The organism is Undibacterium sp. Rencai35W, from assembly GCF_049340185.1.
Lineage (GTDB): Bacteria > Pseudomonadota > Gammaproteobacteria > Burkholderiales > Burkholderiaceae_D > Undibacterium.
Genome location: NZ_JBMPPC010000007.1, coordinates 52,556 through 74,817 on the forward strand (window position 1 = coordinate 52,556; position 22,262 = coordinate 74,817).

At 49.9% G+C, this 22,262-nt stretch carries 26 protein-coding genes and 1 tRNA gene; 6 read left to right on the forward strand and 21 right to left on the reverse strand.

What is annotated here, in order from left to right; translation table 11 throughout:
• Positions 1-148 precede the first annotated feature (148 nt).
• Complete coding sequence (locus tag ACO0K3_RS15365; protein ID WP_422986069.1) at positions 149-1,171, reverse strand: alpha/beta hydrolase family protein; 1,023 nt, start codon at positions 1,169-1,171, stop codon at positions 149-151.
• Between the two features lie 316 nt (positions 1,172-1,487).
• Between ACO0K3_RS15365 and ACO0K3_RS15370 the strand changes: the two genes are divergently transcribed.
• From ACO0K3_RS15370 to ACO0K3_RS15380, 3 genes are all read left to right on the forward strand, one after another.
• Entirely contained in the window at positions 1,488-3,836 is a 2,349-nt protein-coding gene (locus tag ACO0K3_RS15370) for a Tex family protein (protein ID WP_422986071.1), read from the forward strand.
• A gap of 369 nt (positions 3,837-4,205) precedes the next feature.
• On the forward strand, positions 4,206-4,517 hold the full coding sequence (gene grxD, locus ACO0K3_RS15375; protein ID WP_422986073.1) for a Grx4 family monothiol glutaredoxin: 312 nt from the start codon (positions 4,206-4,208) through the stop codon (positions 4,515-4,517).
• 34 nt (positions 4,518-4,551) lie between these two features.
• Positions 4,552-5,139, forward strand: coding sequence for a UbiX family flavin prenyltransferase (locus ACO0K3_RS15380; protein ID WP_422986075.1), 588 nt, complete (start codon positions 4,552-4,554; stop codon positions 5,137-5,139).
• A gap of 165 nt (positions 5,140-5,304) precedes the next feature.
• On the opposite strand, the gene ACO0K3_RS15385 is transcribed toward ACO0K3_RS15380, so the two are convergent.
• The 6 genes from ACO0K3_RS15385 to petA form a co-directional block, all read right to left on the reverse strand.
• Positions 5,305-5,380 (reverse strand) — tRNA-Thr (locus ACO0K3_RS15385).
• A 54-nt stretch (positions 5,381-5,434) separates the two neighbouring features.
• Entirely contained in the window at positions 5,435-5,935 is a 501-nt protein-coding gene (locus tag ACO0K3_RS15390) for a ClpXP protease specificity-enhancing factor (RefSeq protein WP_422986077.1), read from the reverse strand.
• A 112-nt stretch (positions 5,936-6,047) separates the two neighbouring features.
• Positions 6,048-6,659 carry a glutathione S-transferase N-terminal domain-containing protein gene (locus ACO0K3_RS15395; protein WP_262838127.1) on the reverse strand — a complete coding sequence of 204 codons (612 nt, stop codon included), beginning with the start codon at positions 6,657-6,659 and terminating at the stop codon, positions 6,048-6,050.
• A 106-nt stretch (positions 6,660-6,765) separates the two neighbouring features.
• Positions 6,766-7,530 carry a cytochrome c1 gene (locus tag ACO0K3_RS15400; protein ID WP_422961229.1) on the reverse strand — a complete coding sequence of 255 codons (765 nt, stop codon included), beginning with the start codon at positions 7,528-7,530 and terminating at the stop codon, positions 6,766-6,768.
• 20 nt (positions 7,531-7,550) lie between these two features.
• On the reverse strand, positions 7,551-8,963 hold the full coding sequence (locus ACO0K3_RS15405) for a cytochrome b (protein WP_422986389.1): 1,413 nt from the start codon (positions 8,961-8,963) through the stop codon (positions 7,551-7,553).
• Complete coding sequence (petA, locus tag ACO0K3_RS15410; RefSeq protein ID WP_422986079.1) at positions 8,963-9,577, reverse strand: ubiquinol-cytochrome c reductase iron-sulfur subunit; 615 nt, start codon at positions 9,575-9,577, stop codon at positions 8,963-8,965. The genes ACO0K3_RS15405 and petA overlap by 1 nt, the downstream gene beginning before the upstream one ends.
• 295 nt (positions 9,578-9,872) lie before the next feature.
• Between petA and mscL the strand changes: the two genes are divergently transcribed.
• Positions 9,873-10,292, forward strand: coding sequence for a large conductance mechanosensitive channel protein MscL (gene mscL / locus ACO0K3_RS15415; protein ID WP_422986081.1), 420 nt, complete (start codon positions 9,873-9,875; stop codon positions 10,290-10,292).
• 75 nt (positions 10,293-10,367) lie between these two features.
• Here mscL and ACO0K3_RS15420 read toward each other — a convergent pair whose 3' ends face one another.
• The gene (locus tag ACO0K3_RS15420; RefSeq protein ID WP_422986083.1) at positions 10,368-11,150 is read right to left on the reverse strand and encodes a Nif3-like dinuclear metal center hexameric protein; all 783 of its coding nucleotides are present in this window, start codon (positions 11,148-11,150) and stop codon (positions 10,368-10,370) included.
• 17 nt (positions 11,151-11,167) lie between these two features.
• On the opposite strand from ACO0K3_RS15420, the gene ACO0K3_RS15425 reads away from it, so the two are divergent.
• Together ACO0K3_RS15425 and ACO0K3_RS15430 are read left to right on the forward strand one after the other, a co-directional pair.
• Positions 11,168-12,334, forward strand: a complete 1,167-nt coding sequence (locus ACO0K3_RS15425; RefSeq protein ID WP_422986085.1) for a Do family serine endopeptidase — start codon at positions 11,168-11,170, stop codon at positions 12,332-12,334.
• A 17-nt stretch (positions 12,335-12,351) separates the two neighbouring features.
• On the forward strand, positions 12,352-13,023 hold the full coding sequence (locus tag ACO0K3_RS15430; RefSeq protein ID WP_422986087.1) for a DUF2461 domain-containing protein: 672 nt from the start codon (positions 12,352-12,354) through the stop codon (positions 13,021-13,023).
• Here the strand turns inward: ACO0K3_RS15430 and tatC are convergent.
• The 13 genes from tatC to hisD all read right to left on the reverse strand — a co-directional run bounded on the left by tatC (position 13,020) and on the right by hisD (position 22,257).
• Positions 13,020-13,784, reverse strand: a complete 765-nt coding sequence (gene tatC, locus ACO0K3_RS15435; RefSeq protein ID WP_422986089.1) for a twin-arginine translocase subunit TatC — start codon at positions 13,782-13,784, stop codon at positions 13,020-13,022. The genes ACO0K3_RS15430 and tatC overlap by 4 nt on opposite strands.
• Before the next feature lie 39 nt (positions 13,785-13,823).
• A complete protein-coding gene (tatB, locus tag ACO0K3_RS15440) occupies positions 13,824-14,309 on the reverse strand; it encodes a Sec-independent protein translocase protein TatB (RefSeq protein WP_422986091.1) in 486 nt (161 codons plus the stop codon).
• A gap of 47 nt (positions 14,310-14,356) precedes the next feature.
• A complete protein-coding gene (tatA, locus tag ACO0K3_RS15445) occupies positions 14,357-14,584 on the reverse strand; it encodes a Sec-independent protein translocase subunit TatA (RefSeq protein ID WP_422986093.1) in 228 nt (75 codons plus the stop codon).
• 97 nt (positions 14,585-14,681) lie between these two features.
• Entirely contained in the window at positions 14,682-15,053 is a 372-nt protein-coding gene (locus tag ACO0K3_RS15450; RefSeq protein ID WP_422986095.1) for a histidine triad nucleotide-binding protein, read from the reverse strand.
• Positions 15,054-15,105: 52 nt separating this feature from the next.
• Complete coding sequence (locus ACO0K3_RS15455) at positions 15,106-15,438, reverse strand: phosphoribosyl-ATP diphosphatase (protein WP_422986097.1); 333 nt, start codon at positions 15,436-15,438, stop codon at positions 15,106-15,108.
• Positions 15,439-15,464: 26 nt separating this feature from the next.
• Positions 15,465-15,866: a phosphoribosyl-AMP cyclohydrolase gene (hisI, locus tag ACO0K3_RS15460; protein ID WP_422986099.1), complete on the reverse strand. Its 402-nt coding sequence runs from the start codon at positions 15,864-15,866 to the stop codon at positions 15,465-15,467.
• Complete coding sequence (gene hisF / locus ACO0K3_RS15465) at positions 15,863-16,627, reverse strand: imidazole glycerol phosphate synthase subunit HisF (RefSeq protein ID WP_422986101.1); 765 nt, start codon at positions 16,625-16,627, stop codon at positions 15,863-15,865. Before hisF ends, hisI begins: the two co-directional genes overlap by 4 nt.
• Before the next feature lie 2 nt (positions 16,628-16,629).
• Positions 16,630-17,427, reverse strand: a complete 798-nt coding sequence (gene hisA / locus ACO0K3_RS15470; RefSeq protein ID WP_422986103.1) for a 1-(5-phosphoribosyl)-5-[(5-phosphoribosylamino)methylideneamino]imidazole-4-carboxamide isomerase — start codon at positions 17,425-17,427, stop codon at positions 16,630-16,632.
• Between the two features lie 89 nt (positions 17,428-17,516).
• Positions 17,517-18,167, reverse strand: coding sequence for an imidazole glycerol phosphate synthase subunit HisH (gene hisH, locus ACO0K3_RS15475; RefSeq protein WP_422986105.1), 651 nt, complete (start codon positions 18,165-18,167; stop codon positions 17,517-17,519).
• Positions 18,168-18,284: 117 nt separating this feature from the next.
• Positions 18,285-18,881: an imidazoleglycerol-phosphate dehydratase HisB gene (hisB, locus tag ACO0K3_RS15480; RefSeq protein ID WP_422986107.1), complete on the reverse strand. Its 597-nt coding sequence runs from the start codon at positions 18,879-18,881 to the stop codon at positions 18,285-18,287.
• Between the two features lie 23 nt (positions 18,882-18,904).
• Positions 18,905-19,987: a histidinol-phosphate transaminase gene (gene hisC / locus ACO0K3_RS15485; RefSeq protein WP_422986109.1), complete on the reverse strand. Its 1,083-nt coding sequence runs from the start codon at positions 19,985-19,987 to the stop codon at positions 18,905-18,907.
• A gap of 157 nt (positions 19,988-20,144) precedes the next feature.
• A complete protein-coding gene (locus tag ACO0K3_RS15490) occupies positions 20,145-20,909 on the reverse strand; it encodes a DNA-methyltransferase (RefSeq protein WP_422986111.1) in 765 nt (254 codons plus the stop codon).
• A gap of 4 nt (positions 20,910-20,913) precedes the next feature.
• Positions 20,914-22,257 (reverse strand): histidinol dehydrogenase, encoded by a 1,344-nt coding sequence (gene hisD, locus ACO0K3_RS15495; protein ID WP_422986113.1) that lies wholly within the window; start codon positions 22,255-22,257, stop codon positions 20,914-20,916.
• Positions 22,258-22,262: the final 5 nt, after the last annotated feature.

A 22,262-nucleotide genomic window follows, 5' to 3' on the forward strand; every position in this document is an offset into this window, starting at 1 on the left:
TAAAAAATTAAACAGATTAGCTTGTCTTTTTTGCTATTTAATTCTGAGTATTATTAATTACTACTGAAAGTAGTGATTTGAATCAATATTGAGCTAATTTATTTCACTTAACTGAGTATCTGCGAAACCTGCAAACCCACCAAATATCTCAGGACTTTTCGAGCCAGAGATCTATTTGATGCAGACAATCAGGCAAATGTGCGCCGAACGGACTGCGCAAGCCGTGATCAGCATCGGGATAGATATGCAGTTGTAGATTAGTTTTTTTTAATGCCCGGAACTGCTGCTCCAGCCAACCAGCCGACTCCACCGGCACAGCCTGATCGGCACTCCCCATGCAAAGCAAAATAGGTTTATTCAGGCTCAAGAGGTTATCGCTGTGACGCAATTGACTTAACTCCTGCCAGTACTGACGACTGCGCCCGTTGATCAGGATCTGTCCCCCAGTAAGTGGAATGAATGCGGCGGTGAGTGCGGCACTGCCTGATGTCTTGTCTACGATCTGAGGCAAAGCGCTGAGCAGCGCCTCATCGATACGCTGCACCTCCTTGAGCAATCCAGCATCGCCAGTCTCATTGCGCTGATTTGCCAGTAAACGAAATGCATCCAGCGGCTGCATGCCACCGTTTGAAATCATCACCAGATGCGTGATAGCAGGATGCGTCGCCGCCAGCTGGGCCGCCAGCTCCGCGCCTTCAGAAATTCCCATCATGACGATGCGGCGCGGATGTTGCCCCTGACTTTGCAGCAAGCGCAACTGGGCTTCAATGAATTCATTCTGATCTGCTTGCCAGCGACTCAGATGATCATCGCGGATAAAAGCATCACTGCATCCGGTATCGTCTTGCTGGCTATGTCGTTTTTGTAACATCAAAATACGCAGAGTACCGGACTCACCTTCCAGCCCGCGAAAATAGTCGGGGAGATATTTGCCCATGCTGACACAACCGGAACCGGGCACCACGAATACCAAGGTCGCCAACGATGCCGCGGCAGTAACGGATTGAGCCTGATTGGATTGACCGGCGGTGAAAAATAAGTGGTTGTCGATGCTAAAAAACGTCGTTCGCCCGCCATCCGCAAAGTCAAAACGCTGAGCTGAGGGGCGCGCGGAGGACGTCGTCACATTGACGCAAGCGGTCAGCAAAGCCAGGCATGAGACTAAGGTCAAGCACTTGAGGCCAGATGACAATCTGCTTGTTATACCCATTTTTTACCCATGTCTGATCTTAAATTCATTATGTAAAATACATTATTTAATTATATACTGGCACTGAGTATGTGATGTATTTAACATGAAGGCCAATAAATCATTGCGGATAAAGGCACATACAACAGATACTCCCCTATTTTTAATAAAATTACGTTTCACTACTGCGAGTCCCGCCGACTGTCAAGACTGGTGCAATCACGCAGAGCGCGTATCATCTGCGACTTGATTTTAATTATCCGAGTTTATTTTTACCCAATTATTCACACCATTATTTATGCTGCCTTCGATTGAACAACGTCTCGCCCTGGAACTTGCCGCCAAACCTGTGCAAGTCGCCGCTGCCATTACTTTACTGGATGAAGGCTCGACCGTGCCGTTTATCGCACGCTACCGTAAAGAGGCGACGGGTGGACTGGACGATACCCAATTGCGTTTATTGGAAGAGCGTCTGCGCTATTTACGCGAACTCGAAGACCGTCGCACTGCCATCATTTCGTCGATTGAAGAGCAAGGCAAAATGACGCCTGTGCTACTCGACGCAATCACGCATGCCGAAGACAAAACCCGCCTGGAAGATTTATACCTGCCTTACAAGCTCAAGCGTCGCACCAAGGCGCAGATTGCGATTGAAGCGGGCTTGCAAGATTTAGCCGATATCCTGCTGAGCGATCCGACCAGAAATCCAGAAGACGAAGCTGTCGCTTATTTAAAACCACCTTTCAGCACCAGCAACGGCGACAACCCCGGCGTAGCCGATACCAAGGCCGCACTCGATGGTGCCCGCCAGATTCTGATGGAACGTTTTGCCGAAGATGCCTCGCTGCTGCAAGCGATCCGCGAATACCTGCTAGATCACGGCATCGTCGAATCCAAAGTCGTCGCAGATAAAGAAGAGGCCGGCGCCAAGTTCGCCGATTATTTTGATTACGCCGAAACGCTGGGCACGATTCCATCACACCGCGCCTTAGCCCTGTTCCGCGGACGCCGCGAAGAAATGCTGACAGTTACACTGCGCCTCGATACTGAGGAAGAAAAACCAAAATGGGATGCCCCGCTGAATCCTTGTGAAAGCCGCATCGCCGCTAAATTTGGCGTCAGTAATATCGGCCGTCCCGCCGACAAATGGTTAGCCGATACAGTGCGCTGGAGCTGGCGCGTCAAAGTGTTCATGCATCTCGAAACCGAACTGATGGGCAGCCTGCGTGAAAAAGCTGAAGTCGAAGCAATCAATGTCTTTGCACGCAATCTCAAAGCCCTGTTGCTAGCTGCACCCGCCGGCCCGCGCGCTACCATGGGGCTCGATCCCGGCTTACGCACTGGCGTCAAAGTCGCGATCGTCGATGCGACCGGCAAGGTCATGGAACACGCGACCATTTACCCACATCAGCCACGCAACGACTGGGACGGCTCACTGCATGTATTGGCGCAGTTGGCGGCGAAACATAATGTCTCTTTAATCTCAATTGGTAACGGTACCGCATCGCGCGAAACCGACAAACTCGCACAGGATTTAATCAAGCTCAAACCCGAACTCAAACTGACAAAGATCGTGGTGTCGGAAGCCGGTGCATCCGTCTATTCTGCCTCTGAATTTGCCTCGAAAGAATTGCCGGATCTCGATGTTTCTATCCGGGGTGCCGTATCGATTGCACGTCGCCTGCAAGACCCGTTGGCCGAGCTGGTGAAGATCGATCCGAAGTCGATTGGTGTCGGTCAGTATCAGCATGATGTCGGCCAGTCGCAGCTCGCCCGCTCACTCGATGCCGTAGTTGAAGATTGTGTGAATGCGGTCGGTGTCGATGTGAATACGGCCTCCGCACCATTGCTGGCACGCGTCTCCGGCTTATCGTCATCAGTAGCGCAAAGCATCGTCAATTATCGCGATGCAAAAGGCATGTTTGCCTCACGCGCCGATCTGCGCTCAGTGCCGCGTCTGGGCGATAAAACGTTTGAACAGGCCGCTGGATTTTTGCGCGTGATGGGTGGCAATAATCCTCTCGATGCGTCCGCAGTCCATCCTGAATCCTATCCGCTGGTAGAAAAAATTCTGGCGGACATCAAGAAGGATGTGGCGGGTGTGATCGGTGATGAACGCTTGCTAAAATCACTTAGTCCCGCAAAATATGCGGACGAACAATTCGGCATCCCGACCATCACAGACATTCTGAAAGAACTGGAAAAACCTGGTCGTGATCCGCGTCCGGAATTTACGACCGCGACCTTCAAAGACGGCGTCGAAGAAATCCGCGACCTGCGTCCCGACATGATCCTGGAAGGCGTAGTCACCAACGTCGCGGCATTCGGTGCATTCGTCGATATTGGCGTGCATCAGGATGGATTAGTGCACATTTCTGCACTCTCCAACACCTTCGTCAAAGACCCTCATACCGTCGTCAAAGCGGGACAAGTCGTCAAAGTCAAAGTATTGGAAGTTGATGAAAAGCGCAAACGTATTGCGCTGACCATGCGCCTAACAGACTCTGCGCCGCAAGCGGGCAGTACGCCGGAACAAAAAGCCGATCGCAACGACGCCAAACGCCTGCAACAGCATCGCGGCCAAGCCGCGTCTACGCCGCCAGCGAATAATGCGATGGCAGCAGCGTTTGCCAAATTGCGGCCTTAAAAATGCAGATACCATTTGCTGACGCCTTGCAATCAGGCGTCAGCAATAGGTCTTTACTCCATCGCAATCTATTCAAATGAGAAGAGCGCGTCTCTTCACAGCAGTGCGAAGAGCTCGACCCGACCACGCCTCTCTCAAAGTTCAGCTCGGCCCAATCTAGCTGAATTCCATGTCATCACATATACTCCCCTAATATTGTTATAAAAACGGCCGAATCCACATATTACGATTGGGCTTTTAGATAATACTGAGGGAGAGTATTTAATTTTTCCCAATAAAAGCCACATCAACCAAGTGTACCGATAGCACTGCGGAGCCGCATCGCAGTTTCCTTTATAATGACGCCATATTATTAACCAAGGAATAGCTATGAGCGACGTTCAAGCCTGGATCAAAGACACCGTATCCCAAAACCCTGTTGTGCTGTTCATGAAAGGCACGGCGCAATTTCCGCAATGCGGCTTTTCCGGCCGCGCAATTCAATTACTGAAGGCGTCCGGCGCAGACAATCTGGTGACCATCAATGTATTGGAAGATGCGGCTGTGCGTCAGGGCATCAAGGATTTTTCTAACTGGCCAACGATTCCTCAGTTGTACATCAAAGGCGAATTCGTCGGCGGCTCGGACATCATGAATGAGATGTTTGAAAGCGGTGAATTACAAGCACTGATCAAAGCCTGATTCCGCCTTACTCCATCCTATTCAATATCAGCATATGAGCACACCACAACGCCTGATTATCGCCATCACCGGCGCAACAGGCGCGGTGTATGGCGTCCGGCTACTGCAAGCGATCCGCGATTTACCCGGGGTCGAGAGTCATTTACTGATTTCCGAAGCGGGCACACTGACCTTGCATCAGGAACTGGAATTACGCCGCAAAGATGTCGAGGCACTGGCCGATGTTGTTCACAACGTCCGCGATGTCGGCGCCTGCATTGCCAGCGGCTCATTCCAGGCCAGCGGCATGATCATCGCACCATGCTCGATGAAAACCCTGGCATCCGTCGCTCACGGCCTGTCAGACAATCTGATTACCCGCGCTGCAGACGTGATCCTCAAGGAGCGTCGTCGCCTGGTCCTGATGGTGCGTGAAACACCATTCAATCTCGCCCACCTGCGCAATATGACTGCCGTAACCGAAATGGGCGGCATCATTTTCCCGCCACTACCGGCGTTCTATCAAAAGCCCGCCTCCATCGATGAGATGGTGCAACACACAACCGCCCGCGTACTGGATCTGTTCGACATTTCTACCGAACTCGCTCCACGCTGGAATGGCCTGAGCAAAGCCCAGAACTAGGCGCTCAACAACAAATACAAGGCAAAGGCGAGGCAAAACACGGCACCGTCAGATACAACATGCGATGTGCCTGTCTTTTTGCAGGCTTTTGATAGCACACCGATTTCAAAACTTCAAAACCATAAAAGAAAAAACCCACCGTTATTGCTAACGATGGGTTTTTAATGGTGCCGGCTGCCGGAATCGAACTGGCTACCTGATGATTACAAGTCAACTGCTCTACCAAGTGAGCTAAGCCGGCGAAACTTTTTAAGAAAGTGATTTCTCAATCAATCTCGAAGAACAAAATTATAGACTACTTTATTATTTTTAGCGAGGGTTTTTCTGATTTTTTTTGTGGCTCCGCTGGTTTTTCTGCAAGCTGTCCTGCATTGCGATGCGCTTCTTCGATTTTTGAATTCACTGCCGCCAAACCCAATGCAGGTTTGCCCGTGACAGGATTTACAGGAACATCTGATACTGGAGATTCTTGCAAAGACTCAGAGAGATCGACCTCAAATGCCATGCCCTGACCGTTTTCACTCGCATAAATTGCCTGGACATTTTCAACCGGCACATAAATATCGCGTGAAATACCGCCAAAACGGGCTTTGAACGCAACAGCTTCATTGTCCATTTTCAGTGCGCTGGTCGCACCAAAGCTAATGTTTAACACAATCTCGCCGTTCCGTACGAATTCCATCGGTACCCGCGAAGCTGCATTGACCTTAACCGCCATATACGGCGTAAATCCATTGTCGGTGCACCATTCGTAAATGGCCCGCATGAAATAAGGCTTGGTGGATGTTTCTGACATACCTGAATGATTTCCTGAAGAAATAGTAGCTAAAGAATAGTCCCTGATTCTACAAACGACAAGGCTGACTTGAAGTGATCGCGTCAGCCTTTTCTTTTATGCTTCGTTAAAATTAACGACGCATGACTTTCTCAGATGGCGTCAGCGCTTCAATGTAGGCCGGGCGAGAGAAAATGCGTTCTGCATATTTCATCAGGGGCGCAGCAGTCTTGGACAGCTCGATACCATAATGATCAAGACGCCATAATAATGGCGCAACAGCCACATCCAGCATAGAGAATTCATCACCTAACATATATTTGTTCTTGATGAATAAAGGTGCAAGTTGCGTCAGGCGATCACGAATTTCAGCACGCGCCTTGTCTTGTACTTTAGCCGATGAAGTTGATTTATCGTTTTCCAGAGTATGCACGTGGATAAACAATTCTTTCTCAAAATTAAACAGCATCAGGCGCGCACGAGCACGTTGCAGCGGATCTGCCGGCATCAATTGCGGATGCGGAAAGCGCTCATCGATATATTCGTTAATGATATTGGATTCATACAGAATCAATTCACGCTCGACCAGAATCGGTACCTGGCCGTAAGGATTCATTGTCGAAATATCTTCTGGCTTATTGAACAGGTCAACATCACGAATTTCAAAATCCATGCCTTTTTCAAACAGAACCAAGCGGCAGCGTTGCGAGAATGGGCAGGTTGTACCCGAGTAGAGAACCATCATTTTTATAGTTCCTTAAAAACGATTAGGGCGAGGCGCCAATTTGCGCACCTCACCCTGGGATGACACATCCGCTCAACCAGGTTAAGCGGACGACTGAATTACTGAATTACTTTACTTCTTTCCAGAACGATGCGTTCAGACGCCAGGCCAAGAGGCTCAGTGTCGCAATGAACATCAACACCCAAACACCCAGGCGTTTGCGCGTATTTTGTGCTGGCTCGCCCATCCACTGGAGGTAGGCAACCAGATCACCGACAGCATTATCGTATTCGATTGGCGTCAAAGTACCGGCAGTGACTTTTTCAAAGCCAGCAAACTTATGCTCGACCTTGGATTCATCATGCGCATCTTTTTCTTCAACAAACTTGGCTGTGCGGGTACCTTGCAATTCCCACAGAACGTGAGGCATACCAACGTTAGGGAACACCATATTATTCCAACCTGTTGGACGGCTTTCATCTTTGTAGTAAGTACGCAGGTAGGTATAAATCCAGTCAGCGCCCGTTCCCTGTCCGGAAGCTTTGGCACGAGCAATCACGGACAAATCCGGAGGCACCGCACCGAACCAGGCCTTCGCGTCTTTTGCAGACAATGTTGTCTTCATCAGATCGCCCACTTTTTCGCCAGTGAACAGCAAGTTTTGTTTGATCTGATCATCGGTCAACCCGATGTCTTTCAAACGGTTGTAGCGCATTGCTGATGCAGAGTGGCAATTCAGGCAATAGTTGATGAATAACTTTGCACCGTTTTGCAATGCAGCCATATCGGTCGAACGATCAGGCGCCTGATCCAGAGGAAAACCACCTGAGTTCGCCAAAGCGAGCGCTGGAACCAGAGCCAGTGTCGCGATCATTTTTTTAAATAATTTCATGCTTATTATTCCTTTGGCGCTTAGTGAGCAGAGAAAGTCACGCGTTTTGGCACAGGTTTAAATGTACCCATCGCGCTCCACCATGGCATCAATAAGAAGAAGCCGAAGTAAATCACAGCACATACTTGCGAAATACGCTCACGTACTGGTGATGGCGGCTCTACACCAAGGTAACCCAGTGTCACAAACGCGATACCGAATACGATGTAGACATACTTGTGCCAATCAGGACGGTAGCGGATCGACTTGACAGGAGACACGTCCAGCCAAGGCAGGCCCGCCAGAATCATCACTGAGGAACCGAACAACACCACACCCCAGAATTTTGCATCTAGACCGAAAGGCATCATGCCGACAATCGCAACCAGACCTACGGCAGCAACAGCAATCTTGACCAACTGCGGCAATTTTGTCGTCAGGAAAATCAGCCCGACATAACCAACGATACCAGCCTGAACTACATACAAGAACTCTGAAGTGGTCGCACGCAATACAGAGTAGAACGGCGTGAAATACCAGGTCGGCGCAATATGCGGAGGCGTTTTCAATGAGTCAGCAGGAATGAAGTTGTTGTACTCGAGGAAGTAACCGCCCATCTCAGGTGCAAAGAAAACTACTGCACTGAAAATCGTCAGGAACACTGTCACACCAAAAATATCATGGAAAGTGTAATAAGGATGAGAAGGGATGCCATCTACCGGATGACCGTTTGCATCAAGGTTTTCTTTGATTTCAATACCATCTGGATTATTTGAACCGACTTCATGCAAGGCGATCAGATGTGCGACAACCAAGCCTAGCAAGACCAGCGGAATCGCGATGACGTGGAAGGAGAAGAAGCGGTTCAAAGTCGCGTCAGACACAACATAGTCACCACGAATCCATAAAGACAAATCAGGGCCGATGAAAGGGATAGCACCGAACAAGTTAACAATCACTTGTGCGCCCCAGTAAGACATTTGGCCCCATGGCAAGAGGTAGCCGAAGAACGCTTCAGCCATCAAGCACAGGAAGATAGCAAAACCGAACAACCAGATCAATTCACGAGGCTTACGGTAAGAGCCGTACATCAAAGCACGGGTCATATGCAAATACACAACAATGAAGAAAGCTGATGCGCCAGTGGAGTGCATGTAACGCACTAACCAGCCCCAAGGTACATCACGCATGATGTATTCAACAGAAGCAAACGCCAAGTTCGCATCTGGTTTGTAATGCATCACCAGGAAAATACCGGTCACAATCTGGATTACCAGCACCAGCATTGCCAGTGAGCCGAAAATGTACCAGAAGTTAAAATTCTTGGGCGCGTAGTATTGACCCCACTGGTCATTCCACAATTTGGTCAGAGGGAAACGGGAATCAACCCAGTTCAATGCCTTATCAACGACAGGAGCGTCTGCCGGCAGCTTTTTCTCAACAAATGCCATGATTAAGCCTCGCCTTTCTCATCTTTACCGATGACAATTTTGGTGTCCGACAAGTACATATGGCGCGGAACATCCAGGTTTTGCGGAGCTGGCTTGTTTTTATAGACGCGACCAGCAAGGTCGAATGTAGAGCCATGGCATGGGCACAGGAAACCACCAGCCCAGTCGTCCGGCAAGGAAGGCTGTGCGCCTGCCTGGAATTTAGAACTCGGCGAGCAGCCTAAGTGGGAGCAAATACCTACCGCGATCAAAATGTCCGCGTGTTCTTTACGAGAGCGGCTTTGCTTATCGCAATACTCTGGCATTTCCATGGTGTAAGGCTTTTGCGATTTTGGATCAGCAACTTTATCTTCAGTGCTGGCAAGGCTTGCCAGCATCTCAGGCGTACGCTTCAGTATCCATACTGGCTTACCGCGCCATTCTACGGTAGTCATTTCACCTGGCTTCAGCGCCGAGATATCCACTTCTACTGGCGCGCCCGCCGCTTTAGCACGTTCAGATGGCTGGAAAGTGCTGACCAGCGCACCTGCCGTTGCCAAACCTGCCACACCACCCGCCGCACACGTGGCGACGAGCAAGCCGCGACGGCCGGAATCGACCTGCTTTTCGATACTCATACCAACCCCAATCTATCAAAAATCAAAACTTAATGAAGCGTAAATATAACTTCTAGCAACCTTAAATTATAAAGGAGGCGACTGTGGTTTTAAAGCAAAACATCACGATAGAGTCAAACTGCACTGTTTTTTTTGAATTTTGTCGGTTATTTTGCGATTTAGACGCATACAGTTCCTCATGATGCAAGAATTGGTAACTTACCAACCGAAACAAAGTTTGACAAAAAAATCAACATTGCAATTTAGTTTGCAGCGTAAAATATTGTTGCTTTGTCATAATTAACCGGGAGTCACTATGAGTATGTTGAAAGAATTTAAAGATTTCGCCAGCAAGGGAAATGTCGTCGATCTGGCGGTTGGTGTCATTATCGGTGCCGCCTTCGGGAAAATTGTCGACTCACTTGTCGCCGATATCGTCATGCCTATCATCGGACGAATTTTAGGTGGCCTCGACTTCTCGAATTATTATTTACCTTTAAATGGCCAGGCCAGCAACCTTGCGCTGGCCGAAGCAAAAAAAACCGGTGCAGTTCTGGCTTACGGTAACTTCATTACGATTTCGCTGAATTTTCTTATCTTGGCCTTTATTATTTTTCAGATGGTCCGGTTGTTCAACAAGATGAAAAAAGATGAGCCAGTCGCAGAAGCTGCTACACCGGCAACGCCAGAAGACGTTGTATTGCTGCGCGAAATCAGGGACGCACTAAAAAAATAATCGCAGTCACTTCTTTTACTGTTTGCGTGTAAAGGCCACCTGCTGATCAGCGGTGGCTTTTTTTATGCCGGCTTCTTATACCGGATTCGGTATATCAACAAAGTGGTGTTCAATTCCAAATCGCCGCGCCACAAATTCCCCCAGCGCTTTAACTCCGTAGCGCTCGGTAGCATGATGGCCGCATGCCATATATGAGACGCCGGATTCTCGCGCCAGATGCACAGTAGGCTCAGAGATTTCTCCGCTCAGATAGACATTGGCGCCGGCATTAATTGCCTGATCCAGCATATTTTGCGCAGCACCTGTGCACCAAGCAATTTTACCCAGCGTCTGTTCCGGATCGCCAATCACTAAGGGCAAGCGCCCCAAGCGCTGTTCAATATGCACCGCAAATTGTCCGACCGTTTTGATCAAGGCATCGCTGATGACACCTGTCCAGCCCAAATCATCCTCACCAAAACGTCCTTCAGGACGTAAATCCAGGCGTTGTGCCAATTGCGCGTTATTACCCAGTTGCGCATGCATATCAAGCGGCAAGTGGTAAGCGAATAGAGATATATCCTGCGCCAGCAACAGCTTCAGGCGCCTTTGTTTTTGGCCAATCACCCGCATATCTTCGCCCCGCCAGAAATAACCGTGATGCACCAGTATGGCATCCGCATTCAGCCGAGCAGCTTCTTCTAGTAAGGCAAGGCTAGCCGTCACACCGCTGACGATACGTTTTATCTCAGACCGCCCTTCCACCTGCACGCCATTTGGGCAATAATCACGAAAGCGGTTAATCTGTAGCTCTTCTGCCAAAAACTGCGCAAGCTGCTCCCTGCTGACTGTTTGTGGATGCATTTCAATCTGATTCATTTTTTTCTGATCCTTCTATGCGACGTCTCTGGCTCTTATTTGCACAAACCATCACGGTAGTATTAGCTCTCTGGTTTATTGTAACCACCTTAAAGCCTGAATGGGCGAGCAAGGCATTGCGGGGCAATCAAAGTTTACAAATGACGTCAACAGTTACCATGCAAGAAGCCCCGGCAAACGCGGTGCCATCGCAAAATTCCTACCGTGCAGCGGCCAAACGGGCGATGCCTTCTGTCGTGAATATCTACACCTCAAAAGAAGCGCGACAGGCGAATAGTCCCCTGCTCAACGATCCGTTCATGAAACGTTTTTTTGGCGATCAGCAAAATCAACCGAATGAACGGCAATCAAGCCTGGGATCAGGCGTCATTCTCAGCCCAGAGGGTTACATACTGACGAATAATCACGTTGTCGAATCCGCCGAAGAGATTGATGTCGCTTTACCCGATGGCCGCAAAACAATTGCCAAAGTCGTCGGCACTGATCCTGAAACCGATCTGGCTGTTATCAAGATTGACTTGCCGTCCCTGCCAGCGATTACTCTAGGTCATTCAGAGCAAGCGAGTGTGGGTGATGTCGTGCTGGCTATCGGCAATCCTTTCGGTGTAGGACAGACGGTTACCATGGGCATCATTTCGGCACTGGGCCGCAATCACCTTGGCATCAACACATTCGAAAATTTTATTCAAACCGACGCAGCAATCAATCCGGGCAACTCAGGTGGTGCTCTGATCGACATTAACGGCAATCTGCTCGGCATCAATACGGCAATTTATTCACGTAGCGGCGGGTCGCTTGGGATTGGCTTTGCCATTCCGGTGACGACAATTAAAACCGTGATGGAATCAATTATCAAAAACGGTCAGGTCGTACGTGGCTGGATAGGCGTAGAGCCACAGGACATCACGCCAGAGCTCGCAGAAAGTTTTGGTATCAAGCAAAAATCCGGTGCCATCATCGCAGGTGTGATTCGCGGCGGCCCGGCGGACAAGGCCGGCATCAAACCAGGCGATATTTTATTAGCGATTGAAGGTAAGCCCGTTGGCGACACGACAGAGATGCTGAATCTGATTGCGCAATTACCACCGAATCAAAAAGCAAAAATTGCCGTGCTGCGTAATTCATCCGAATCCACGTTTGACGTCTTCATCGGCAAACGTCCCGCTATCAAACGCGAAGAATAATTTCAGGAAAGAAGTCCATGCATATCCGCGATCTACAACGATTTTTATTTGAATTATCGGAGAACAACAACCGTGCCTGGTTTGTCATGAATAAGCCGCGCTACGATATTTTGCGTGCAGAATTTCTGGAACTGGTAACGAAGCTAATTGTGCAAATCGGTAAAACCGATCCGGCAATTATCGGTTGTGAGCCAAAGAAAGCCTTATTTCGCATCAATCGCGACATGCGTTTTTCTGCGGACAAATCTCCTTATAAAACAACATTCTCAGCCTCAATCTTGCCTAGCGGTCGCAAAAAACCTAGCGAAGGCGGTGGGCCAGCCTACTATTTTCAGATTGATGCGACTGGCAGATTGTTTTTTGCGGTCGGCGAATACATGCCACCATCAGACCGGCTGCGGGCGATCCGCAATCAGATCGTCGCTGACCCTGACGGTTTTGGAAAAGTCTTGAAAAACAAGGCGCTTAAACAGATTTTTGGCGGTTTGCAAGACGAAGGCAAGCTGACGCGACCACCGAAAGGGTTCGATGCCGACTTGCCACATATTGAAGAAATCAAAAATAAGAATTTTATGGTCTGGACCGACTGCACGCTGGACAAGGCGAATCCAGAGGAAATGGAAGCCACGCTAGTGCAGGGCTTCAAAGCCGCCTACCCGCTGGTAAGCTGGCTACGCACCGCGGCTTAGTCGGCGACCTGATCGGGTGCCTGGGTTGCTTTGACAAAAACCGGAGCAACTAGCAAACCCAATTCAAATAAAAACCACATTGGTAAAGCCAGTGAAAACTGGCTAACGATATCGGGTGGTGTGACAATCGCGGCAACGACAAACGCACCGACGATGACGTAAGGGCGAATCTCTTTCAGCTTATCGACAGTCACCAATCCCATACGCACCAGCACCACAACAACGATAGGGACTTCAAACGTCATGCCAAAGGCCAGACACATCGACATGATGAAGTCGAGATAATTTTCTATATCTGGCGCTACCGTAATTGAGGTCGGTGCGAATTCATTGATAAATTTAAATACCCGGCCAAAAACAAAAAAGTAACAAAAAGCGACGCCAGATAAAAACAGGAGTGATGACGAAATCACCAAAGGAGCAACCAGCTTTTTTTCATGCGAATACAAGCCTGGCGCAATAAACGCCCACACCTGATAAAGCACCCAGGGTAAAGCCAGCATGAACGCGACCAGCAAGGTGACCTTCATAGGCACCAGAAAAGGGGAAATAACACCCGTCGCTATCATCTTTGCACCAACAGGCAAAGAGGCGATCATCGGTTTAGCGAGAAAGTCATAGATTGCAGAAGGACCAGGCCAGGCGAACAGTGCCGCGCAGGCGATCGCAATACCGATAGATGCTTTAACGAGGCGGTCCCGCAACTCGACCAGATGCGAAATAAATGTGTCTGCAGCACCAGACTCTAATGGGTCACTCATGTGAAATCTGTACCAGGGTAAAAGGAGATAGCTCTAACATCAGAAGAAACTGGCGGAGTTGCTACGTTTAGGTCTGTGTTTGGCGACTCGTGCAGAACCAGACATCACATGGCTACGACCACCATGGCGATGTTTATACCAACTGGGAATAGCCGACGTTCTCGCGAGTTTTTTACGGCGAAAATCTTTTGCCTTGACTGCCAGATGATTTGCGTCCGGAGGATTGAGCAAGGGTGACTCAGTATCTCGCCAGACAGATTCAATCTCATTTTTTGTTTGAGCCAAACCTTGGGCAATCGACTGCTCTACATCTTGAGCTGCGTCCTGTACATCCCTTTGCATTTTACGCAGCTCTTCCAGCTCAATCTCGCGACTGACTTCGGATTTGACTTCATTGATATAACGCTGGGCACGCCCAAACAAAGAACCCGCCATACGGGCTACTTTGGGCAGCTTTTCAGGACCAATCACGATGAGGGCAACAACGCCGATCAACGCTAATTTGCTGATACCAAGATCAATCATGCGTCAGCACTTCCGCACATCAAAGGTAGACCGGAATAACACATAGATTATTGCTTGGACTTTTCTTTAGCGTCGACATCAATTGTCGCGCCAGCCGTTTTATCGGCAACTTGTTGGGTAGCCGCTGGTTTTTCTTCTTCACCTTTGACGCCATCTTTGAAGCCTTTCACCGCTTTGCCGAGATCTGAGCCGATGTTACCCAATTTTTTGGTGCCAAAAACCAGCATCACAACAACTAGCACGATCAACCAGTGCCAAATACTCATAGAACCCATGATTTCTCCTAATGTGAGCGTTCACGCTCTGACAAAATACTGAAGAGTAAGAATCGTCGTCGAAGCTACTTTTTAAATGTTCGACATTCAATACAAATTAACGCTGCCCGCGCCACGGTTGTGGACCGCCGATGACGTGCATGTGCAGATGATACACCTCTTGCCCACCGTCTGGACCGGTGTTAATTAAGGTTTTGTAACCACCGGAAACCTGTCCGTCAGCATCCCTGCTCAGACCGCAACCCTGCTCCTTTGCCAGACGCGGCGCCAGGGCCAGCATCTTACCCAGCATGGACATATGTTCTGTAGACGTATCTGACAGGGTCTCGACATGCTGCTTAGGGATAATCAAAAAATGTACAGGCGCTGCCGGATGAATGTCCTTGAAGGCCAGAAATTCATCATCCTCATACACCACACTCGATGGAATTTGTTTCGCTACGATTTTGCAGAAAATACAGTTGCTCACGGTGTCCTCTTATTTTTTAAGCACTAGGGTCTGTTCAAGTAAACATTTATTCCTAACGCGCTGCTTTTTCATCAAGTCCGGACAAGCCCTCGCGTCTTGCTAATTCATTCAAGACATCTTGCGGTGTCAGCTCAAATTGAGCAAGCAGTACCATAGAGTGGAACCAGAGGTCAGCACATTCATACAAGACTTTGGATTTGTCACCGGAGCTGCGCGCGTCTTTCGCCGCCATCACGGTTTCAGTCGCTTCTTCGCCAATTTTTTTTAAAATCGCGTCGTCGCCTTTGGAAAACAAACGTGCCACATACGAGGTCGCAGGATCGCCTCCATTGGCAAGTTTGCGGCTCTCTATCACTTCAGCCAAGCGCTTTAGGGTTTCACTCATACGATATGACTTATCAATTGTGGAGGTTACTTATAGATCGTTTCCGGATCTTTTAAGACCGGATCAACAGCTTGCCAATCGCCATCACTGACGCTGCCTTCAAATTTCTGGAAGAAACACGAATGACGCCCTGTGTGGCAAGCGATGCTATCGACTTGCTCAATTTTCAGCAAGACGACGTCTTCATCACAATCGAGACGGATTTCTACTACCTTCTGAATATGACCGGATTCTTCACCTTTGTGCCAGAGCTTCTTGCGAGAACGGCTCCAGTACACGGCTTCGCCTAATTCGACTGTTTTAGTCAGCGCATCGCGATTCATCCAAGCGAACATCAGTACGTCATTACTCGATGCTTCCTGCGCGATAACAGGCACCAAACCCTGCTCGTCCCAGCGTACTTTATTCAACCATTTTGACGCACTCATGACAGTCTCATCGCTATCTGCTGCGCCACCATAAATTCTTTGGCTTCTTGCACGGTATGTTGACCGTAATGAAAAATACTTGCCGCTAATACGGCATCGGCACCGCCGATTTTGATGCCGTCAGCTAAGTCTTGCAAACCGCCGACACCGCCGGAAGCGATCACCGGAATAGATACTGCATCCGACACGGCACGTGTGAGACCGAGATCAAATCCTACTTTGGTACCGTCTCTGTCCATACTAGTCAGCAAGATTTCACCTGCGCCAAGTCGGGCCATATTTTGTGCCCATTCAACCGCATCCAAGCCGGTTGCATTGCGACCACCATGTGTAAAGACTTCCCATTTGCCCGGCGCTGTCTGTTTCGCATCAATCGCTACCACGATACATTGAGAGCCGTACTTCTGCGAAGCGTCAAAAACTAATTGAGGATTAGTCACCGCCGAGGTATTGATACCGACCTTGTCCGCACCGGCATTCAGCAGGCGGCGTACATCAGCGACTGTCCGTACACCGCCACCTACAGTTAAAGGAATAAATACCTGGGAAGCGACCGCCTCGATGATCGGTAAAATGAGGTCACGTCCGTCACTGGATGCGGTGATGTCGAGGAAGGTAATTTCATCCGCTCCCTGAACATCGTAGCGGCGCGCGATTTCAACCGGATCCCCGGCGTCGCGCAATTCCTGAAAATTAATCCCCTTGACGACACGGCCAGCGGTCACATCAAGACAAGGGATAATACGTTTCGCTAAAGCCATGCTTAATCTTCTTCGCTGTCTTGAGCACTTCCAGCCAGCTCATCGAGTTCGTCGGCACGCTCTTGCGCCGTAGCGAGATCCAGTGTGCCCTCATAAATTGAACGGCCGCAAATAACGCCCTCAATACCCTCCCCCTGAACAGCACACAAAGCCTCAACGTCTTGCAAGTTGTGCACGCCGCCGGAGGCAATCACGGGAATGCTGACGGCCTGCGCCAGCTTGACAGTCGCATCGATATTCACGCCGCCCATCATGCCGTCACGGCCAATGTCGGTATAAATAATCGATTCAACGCCGTAGCCCTCAAATTTTTGCGCCAGATCAATCACCTCATGACCGGAGAGCTTACTCCAACCATCCGTCGCTACCTTACCTTCTTTGGCGTCAATGCCGACGATGATCTGTCCCGGGAACGCGCTACAGGCATCCGCCAGAAAACCAGGATTCTTGACCGCAGCAGTGCCGATAATGATGTAGCTGATACCGTCATCGAGGTAACGCTCTATCGTATCCAGATCACGGATACCGCCGCCGAGCTGGACTGGAATTTCTTCGATCTCGTTTTCTTCAGCAAAATCACGCACCGCCTGAATAATGGCCTTGACTGCAGCCTCATTCTTTGGCTTGCCCGCAAAAGCGCCGTTCAGATCCACCAGATGCAAGCGACGTGCGCCTTGTTCCAGCCAATGGCGCGCCATATCAGCGGGGTTATCCGAGAATACGGTGGCTTGGTCCATATCACCTTGTTTAAGGCGTACGCAGTGACCGTCTTTCAGGTCGATAGCAGGAATGAGCAGCATGGCTTTATGAGTGTAGGTAAGTTAAAGCGAACTAAGTAGATAGAAAATAACGATAGAAATTAACTAAAAGGTTTTGACGAAATCAATCGTCAAGGGTTCCAGTGTACAAAGTTTTTATACAGTTGCAAGCCAGCATTTGCACTCTTTTCGGGATGAAATTGCGTGGCAAAAATATTGTCTCTGGCAACCGCACAGGCAAATGCGGTGCCGTATTCGGTAATGCCAGCGATATGTGCCGGGTTGGCAGGTTGCGCGTAGTAGCTATGAACGAAGTAAAAGTAGGCATCGTCCGCGATATCTTGCCAGAGTACATGCTGGTGTCCCTGCGCCTGTGCTTGCTTGACGCGGTTCCAGCCCATTTGCGGCACTTTAAAACGCGAGCCGTCGTCTTGTAACTGGCCGTCCAGAGCAAAGCGCACGACCTTGCCCGGCAATAAGCCCAGACCCGGTGTGTTACCTTCTTCACTGAGATCAAACAGCATTTGCTCGCCCACACAAACACCGAACAAGGGTTTATTACGTGCAGCCGTCATCACAGCCTCTTGCACACCAGAATCGCGCAGGCTGCTCATGCAATCTGGCATGGCACCCTGGCCTGGTAACACAATCCGATCAGCAGACTGGATATCGGCGACTTCACCAGAAATACGGACATCCGCCTCGGGTGCAACTGCGCGCAGGGCTTGCGCTACCGAGCGCAAATTGCCCATGCCGTAATCGACTACAACGATTTTATTCATGCTTGTTTGACTAAATTAAGTGAGCTGTATCAGTGTGCAACAACAGTTAGCTACAACAGTGAACTACCGCAGTGAAACAGAACAACGAACCAGAGCAGGCTGAAAAAACAGACTTACTTACAGGCTACCTTTGGTCGACGGAATTGTTCCGGCTGCACGCGGATCTAGCTCTGCTGCCATGCGCAGGGCACGGCCAAACGCTTTAAACACTGTTTCGCATTGATGATGGGCATTATCGCCGCGCAGATTATCGATGTGCAACGACACCAGTGCGTGATTCACGAAACCTTGAAAGAATTCGTGGGTCAGATCGACGTCAAAGGCACCGATCATGGCACGTTTGAAGGGCACATGAAACTCCAATCCCGGACGGCCTGAAAAATCGATGACGACGCGCGACAGCGCTTCGTCCAGTGGCACATAGGAATGGCCATAACGGCGTATGCCTTTTTTGTCACCGATGGCTTTCGCAAACGCCTGCCCCAGAGTGATACCAACATCCTCTACCGTGTGATGGGCATCGATATGCAAATCACCAACCGCTTCAATGTCCAGATCAATCAAACCATGGCGGGCGATTTGATCCAGCATGTGATCCAGAAAAGGCACGCCAGTATTGAGCTTTTGCTTACCTGTACCATCAATATTGATAGCGACACGGATCTGGGTTTCGTTGGTGTTACGACTTACTTCGGCGGTGCGTTGGGCTTGCATGATTTTGAGAGAGTTAAACTTAACTACTGAGACGCCTGGAGGGCGGCGATAAAGGCTGCTAAAAACAGCGCGTTTTCCTGCGGAGTGCTGACGGTAATACGCAGACAATTTTCCAGCAGAGTATGCATTTTACCCACATTTTTGACTAAAATTTTTTGTTCGAGCAATTTGGCAAAGACTTGTTCCGCTTTAGCGACGCGTATCAAGACAAAATTTGCTGCCGACGGGAATACTTGCACTCCGGGCAAACTCGTCAGCGCAGCGCTTAATTCGCTGCGCTGGCTACGCAATTCTGCAGCCTGGCTATCAAGGATATCGACATGCTCCAGCACAAACTCTGCAGCGGCCTGGGTCAGTACATTGATGTTATAGGGCGGACGCACTTTTTCGAATTCTTGCATCAAGCCAGCACTGCCCGACATATAGCCAAGGCGTATGCCAGCCAGACCAAGCTTGGATACCGTCCGCATCACCACCAGATTGGCGAACTCGGCGAGTCGTGGCATGAAGCTGGTTTGAGCAAAAGGCTGATATGCCTCGTCGACGATCACCACACCGGTGTCGCCAACCGCATGCAAAATCGCTTCGATCTCTGCAACCTCAAACAAGGTGCCGGTAGGATTATTCGGATAAGCAAGATAGATAATTGCTGGCCGGTGCTCGGTGATCGCGCTCAGCATCGCCGCCACATCCAAAGTAAAATCAGGGCGCAAAGGCACGCCAACGAATTCAAGTCCGGCAAAACGTGCTGACATCGCATACATCACAAAACCCGGAACCGGGGCCAGCACTTTGGCACCAGGCCTGGCACACGCAACCGAGACCATGCTGATCAGCTCATCCGAACCATTACCCAAGACGACGTCGAACCCGGCAGGTACACCGAGCTGACGGCTAATCGCTGTTTTTAAATGAGAATAAGACGGAACCGGATAGCGGTTTAACGCAACAGCGGCGAGGCGCTGTGCAAGCTCCTGCTTGAGTGCGTCTGGCAAGGTGTAAGGATTTTCCATCGCATCGAGTTTCACGAAACCCGCGGAGTCCGGCACATGATAAGCAGACAAAGCACGCACGTCAGAACGGATGATGTTTTCAATCAACGACAAAATATACTCCAGCCAGTATAAAAACGAAGCCCACTATTAATGTGCGGGAAGTATAGTGTTTTTGGCTATACTCCCCTAATACTCTTTTGCTATTAGCTAAATCAGACCTACATCAAGATCAAACCATGACCTTCAAAAGAACAAACACCTGTCTTGCCTAAACCTGCACTGCCAGACTATCGAGCCGCGCTGCAGTGCGTTCACAATATTCTTCGTTCAGTTCAAATCCCACATAGTCACGCCCGCAGTTACGCGCTGCCACCGCCGTTGTACCGCTTCCCATAAACGGATCCAGTACGATTCCGCCAACTGGACATGAAGCTTTAATCATACGCTCGACGATTTCCAGCGGCTTTTGGGTAGGATGATCTTCCCGCTCAGCATGTTCACGATGCAAGCGCGAAACACTCCAGACATCTTTAGGATTAAACCCAAGCTCAAGCCATTTCGCGCCTTCAAAAATTTTCCGGCTGCGCGCTTTTTTGGTCTCGGCATCGTAAGGGATACGGATCGCATCCAGGTCGAAAAAATAATCCTTCGCCTTGACAAAAAACCCGATCGTGTCATGCACCGACGAATACTTGCGCACACTGCCACCCATCGATGGTACCCGTCTGTCCCAGACGATTTCGTTCATCATCGTCATACGCTGTTTCAGCATCACGAAAATTTCGGGCGAATAGCGCCATGTCAGAAAAATATACAAGCTGCCATTAGCTTTCAGCTTGGGGAGTGCAGCATCTATCCACTGCTCGGTCCACGCCAGATAATCTGCCGACGCCATTTTGTCTGAATCGTTACCATAATCCTTGCCCAAACCATAAGGCGGATCAGCTAGTAGCAGGTCGACACTAGCGTCGGGGATTCGCGCTAAACCGGTTAGCGCATCTTCACAAAATATCTGATTACGCCAACTGCTCATACTGTCATTTCAAGCGCAATTCGGCGCTGCGTGCATGGGCTTGCAAGCCCTCACCATATGCCAGCTCAGCGGCCACGCGACCCAGTGTCTGAGCGCCCTGCTCGCTGACATAGATCATCGATGAGCGTTTTTGGAAATCGTAGACACCCAGCGGCGAAGAGAATCGTGCGGTACGTGAAGTTGGCAATACATGGTTAGGGCCAGCACAGTAATCCCCCAGCGACTCAGAGGAAAAGCGGCCAAGGAACATGGCACCGGCATGACGGATTTGATCCGCCCATTGCTGTGGATTGTCGGTAGAAATTTCCAGATGCTCTGCTGCGATGTCATTCGCAATATCGCATGCTTGCTGCATGTCTTTGACCTTGATCAGGGCGCCGCGATTGGTCAGTGAAGTACGGATCACTGAATGACGCGGCATGCCAGGCAACAACTTGTCGATACTCGCCCTTACCGCGTCAATATAGGCCGCATCCGGGCAAAGCAAAATCGATTGCGCGAGCTCATCATGTTCCGCCTGAGAAAACAAATCCATGGCGATCCAGTCAGGATCGGTCGTGCCGTCACAGATCACTAAGATCTCAGATGGCCCCGCGATCATGTCAATACCGACCGTGCCAAACACACGGCGCTTGGCAGCAGCGACATAGGCATTTCCCGGACCGACGATTTTATCGACTTGCGGAATAGTCTCGGTACCATACGCCAAGGCACCAACCGCCTGCGCGCCGCCGATTGTGAATACACGATCAACACCGGCGATTGCCGCAGCAGCCAGTACCAGAGGATTTTTGATACCATCCGGCGTCGGGACCACCATGATGATTTCTTTGACGCCAGCCACCTTGGCGGGAATCGCATTCATCAAAACGGATGAAGGATAGGCCGCTTTACCGCCCGGGACATAAATGCCGACGCGATCCAGGGGACTAACTTTTTGACCGAGCACGGTACCATCGGCTTCGGTGTAACTGAAGCCCGCAGAACCGCATTCGATTTTTTGCTGTTCATGATAGGAGCGTACCCGCGCGGCAGCGGCTTCCAATGCTGCGCGGCGCTCTGGTGTCAGTGAAGCCAGCGCTGCCTGCATTTCTTGCTGACTCAACTCCAGAGCCGCCACACTTGTCGCACTCAGGCGATCAAAGCGATTGCTTGCTTCCAATACAGCAATGTCGCCACGTTTTTTTACGTCTGCCAAAATCTGTGCTGCGGCCTGGTCAATCGCTGCATCTTCACTTGCCTCAAATGCCAGCAAGCTACTGAGTTTATGTGCAAACCCTAATTCGCTCGCATCTAGTTGCCGGATAGAGAGGGAGGACGTGGAGCTTGCAGATACTGATTCAGACATGATGT

Excerpts from the sequence above, each read along its gene's own strand:
- ACO0K3_RS15370 (WP_422986071.1), top strand. The coding sequence starts at position 1,488 with ATGCTGCCTTCGATTGAACAACGTCTCGCCCTGGAACTTGCCGCCAAA.
- grxD (WP_422986073.1), top strand. The coding sequence starts at position 4,206 with ATGAGCGACGTTCAAGCCTGGATCAAAGACACCGTATCCCAAAACCCT.
- ACO0K3_RS15380 (WP_422986075.1), top strand. The coding sequence starts at position 4,552 with ATGAGCACACCACAACGCCTGATTATCGCCATCACCGGCGCAACAGGC.
- ACO0K3_RS15390 (WP_422986077.1), bottom strand. The coding sequence starts at position 5,935 with ATGTCAGAAACATCCACCAAGCCTTATTTCATGCGGGCCATTTACGAA.
- ACO0K3_RS15395 (WP_262838127.1), bottom strand. The coding sequence starts at position 6,659 with ATGATGGTTCTCTACTCGGGTACAACCTGCCCATTCTCGCAACGCTGC.
- ACO0K3_RS15400 (WP_422961229.1), bottom strand. The coding sequence starts at position 7,530 with ATGAAATTATTTAAAAAAATGATCGCGACACTGGCTCTGGTTCCAGCG.
- petA (WP_422986079.1), bottom strand. The coding sequence starts at position 9,577 with ATGAGTATCGAAAAGCAGGTCGATTCCGGCCGTCGCGGCTTGCTCGTC.
- mscL (WP_422986081.1), top strand. The coding sequence starts at position 9,873 with ATGAGTATGTTGAAAGAATTTAAAGATTTCGCCAGCAAGGGAAATGTC.
- ACO0K3_RS15420 (WP_422986083.1), bottom strand. The coding sequence starts at position 11,150 with ATGAATCAGATTGAAATGCATCCACAAACAGTCAGCAGGGAGCAGCTT.
- ACO0K3_RS15425 (WP_422986085.1), top strand. The coding sequence starts at position 11,168 with ATGCGACGTCTCTGGCTCTTATTTGCACAAACCATCACGGTAGTATTA.
- ACO0K3_RS15430 (WP_422986087.1), top strand. The coding sequence starts at position 12,352 with ATGCATATCCGCGATCTACAACGATTTTTATTTGAATTATCGGAGAAC.
- tatC (WP_422986089.1), bottom strand. The coding sequence starts at position 13,784 with ATGAGTGACCCATTAGAGTCTGGTGCTGCAGACACATTTATTTCGCAT.
- tatB (WP_422986091.1), bottom strand. The coding sequence starts at position 14,309 with ATGATTGATCTTGGTATCAGCAAATTAGCGTTGATCGGCGTTGTTGCC.
- tatA (WP_422986093.1), bottom strand. The coding sequence starts at position 14,584 with ATGGGTTCTATGAGTATTTGGCACTGGTTGATCGTGCTAGTTGTTGTG.
- ACO0K3_RS15455 (WP_422986097.1), bottom strand. The coding sequence starts at position 15,438 with ATGAGTGAAACCCTAAAGCGCTTGGCTGAAGTGATAGAGAGCCGCAAA.
- hisI (WP_422986099.1), bottom strand. The coding sequence starts at position 15,866 with ATGAGTGCGTCAAAATGGTTGAATAAAGTACGCTGGGACGAGCAGGGT.
- hisF (WP_422986101.1), bottom strand. The coding sequence starts at position 16,627 with ATGGCTTTAGCGAAACGTATTATCCCTTGTCTTGATGTGACCGCTGGC.
- hisA (WP_422986103.1), bottom strand. The coding sequence starts at position 17,427 with ATGCTGCTCATTCCTGCTATCGACCTGAAAGACGGTCACTGCGTACGC.
- hisH (WP_422986105.1), bottom strand. The coding sequence starts at position 18,167 with ATGAATAAAATCGTTGTAGTCGATTACGGCATGGGCAATTTGCGCTCG.
- hisB (WP_422986107.1), bottom strand. The coding sequence starts at position 18,881 with ATGCAAGCCCAACGCACCGCCGAAGTAAGTCGTAACACCAACGAAACC.
- ACO0K3_RS15490 (WP_422986111.1), bottom strand. The coding sequence starts at position 20,909 with ATGAGCAGTTGGCGTAATCAGATATTTTGTGAAGATGCGCTAACCGGT.
- hisD (WP_422986113.1), bottom strand. The coding sequence starts at position 22,257 with ATGTCTGAATCAGTATCTGCAAGCTCCACGTCCTCCCTCTCTATCCGG.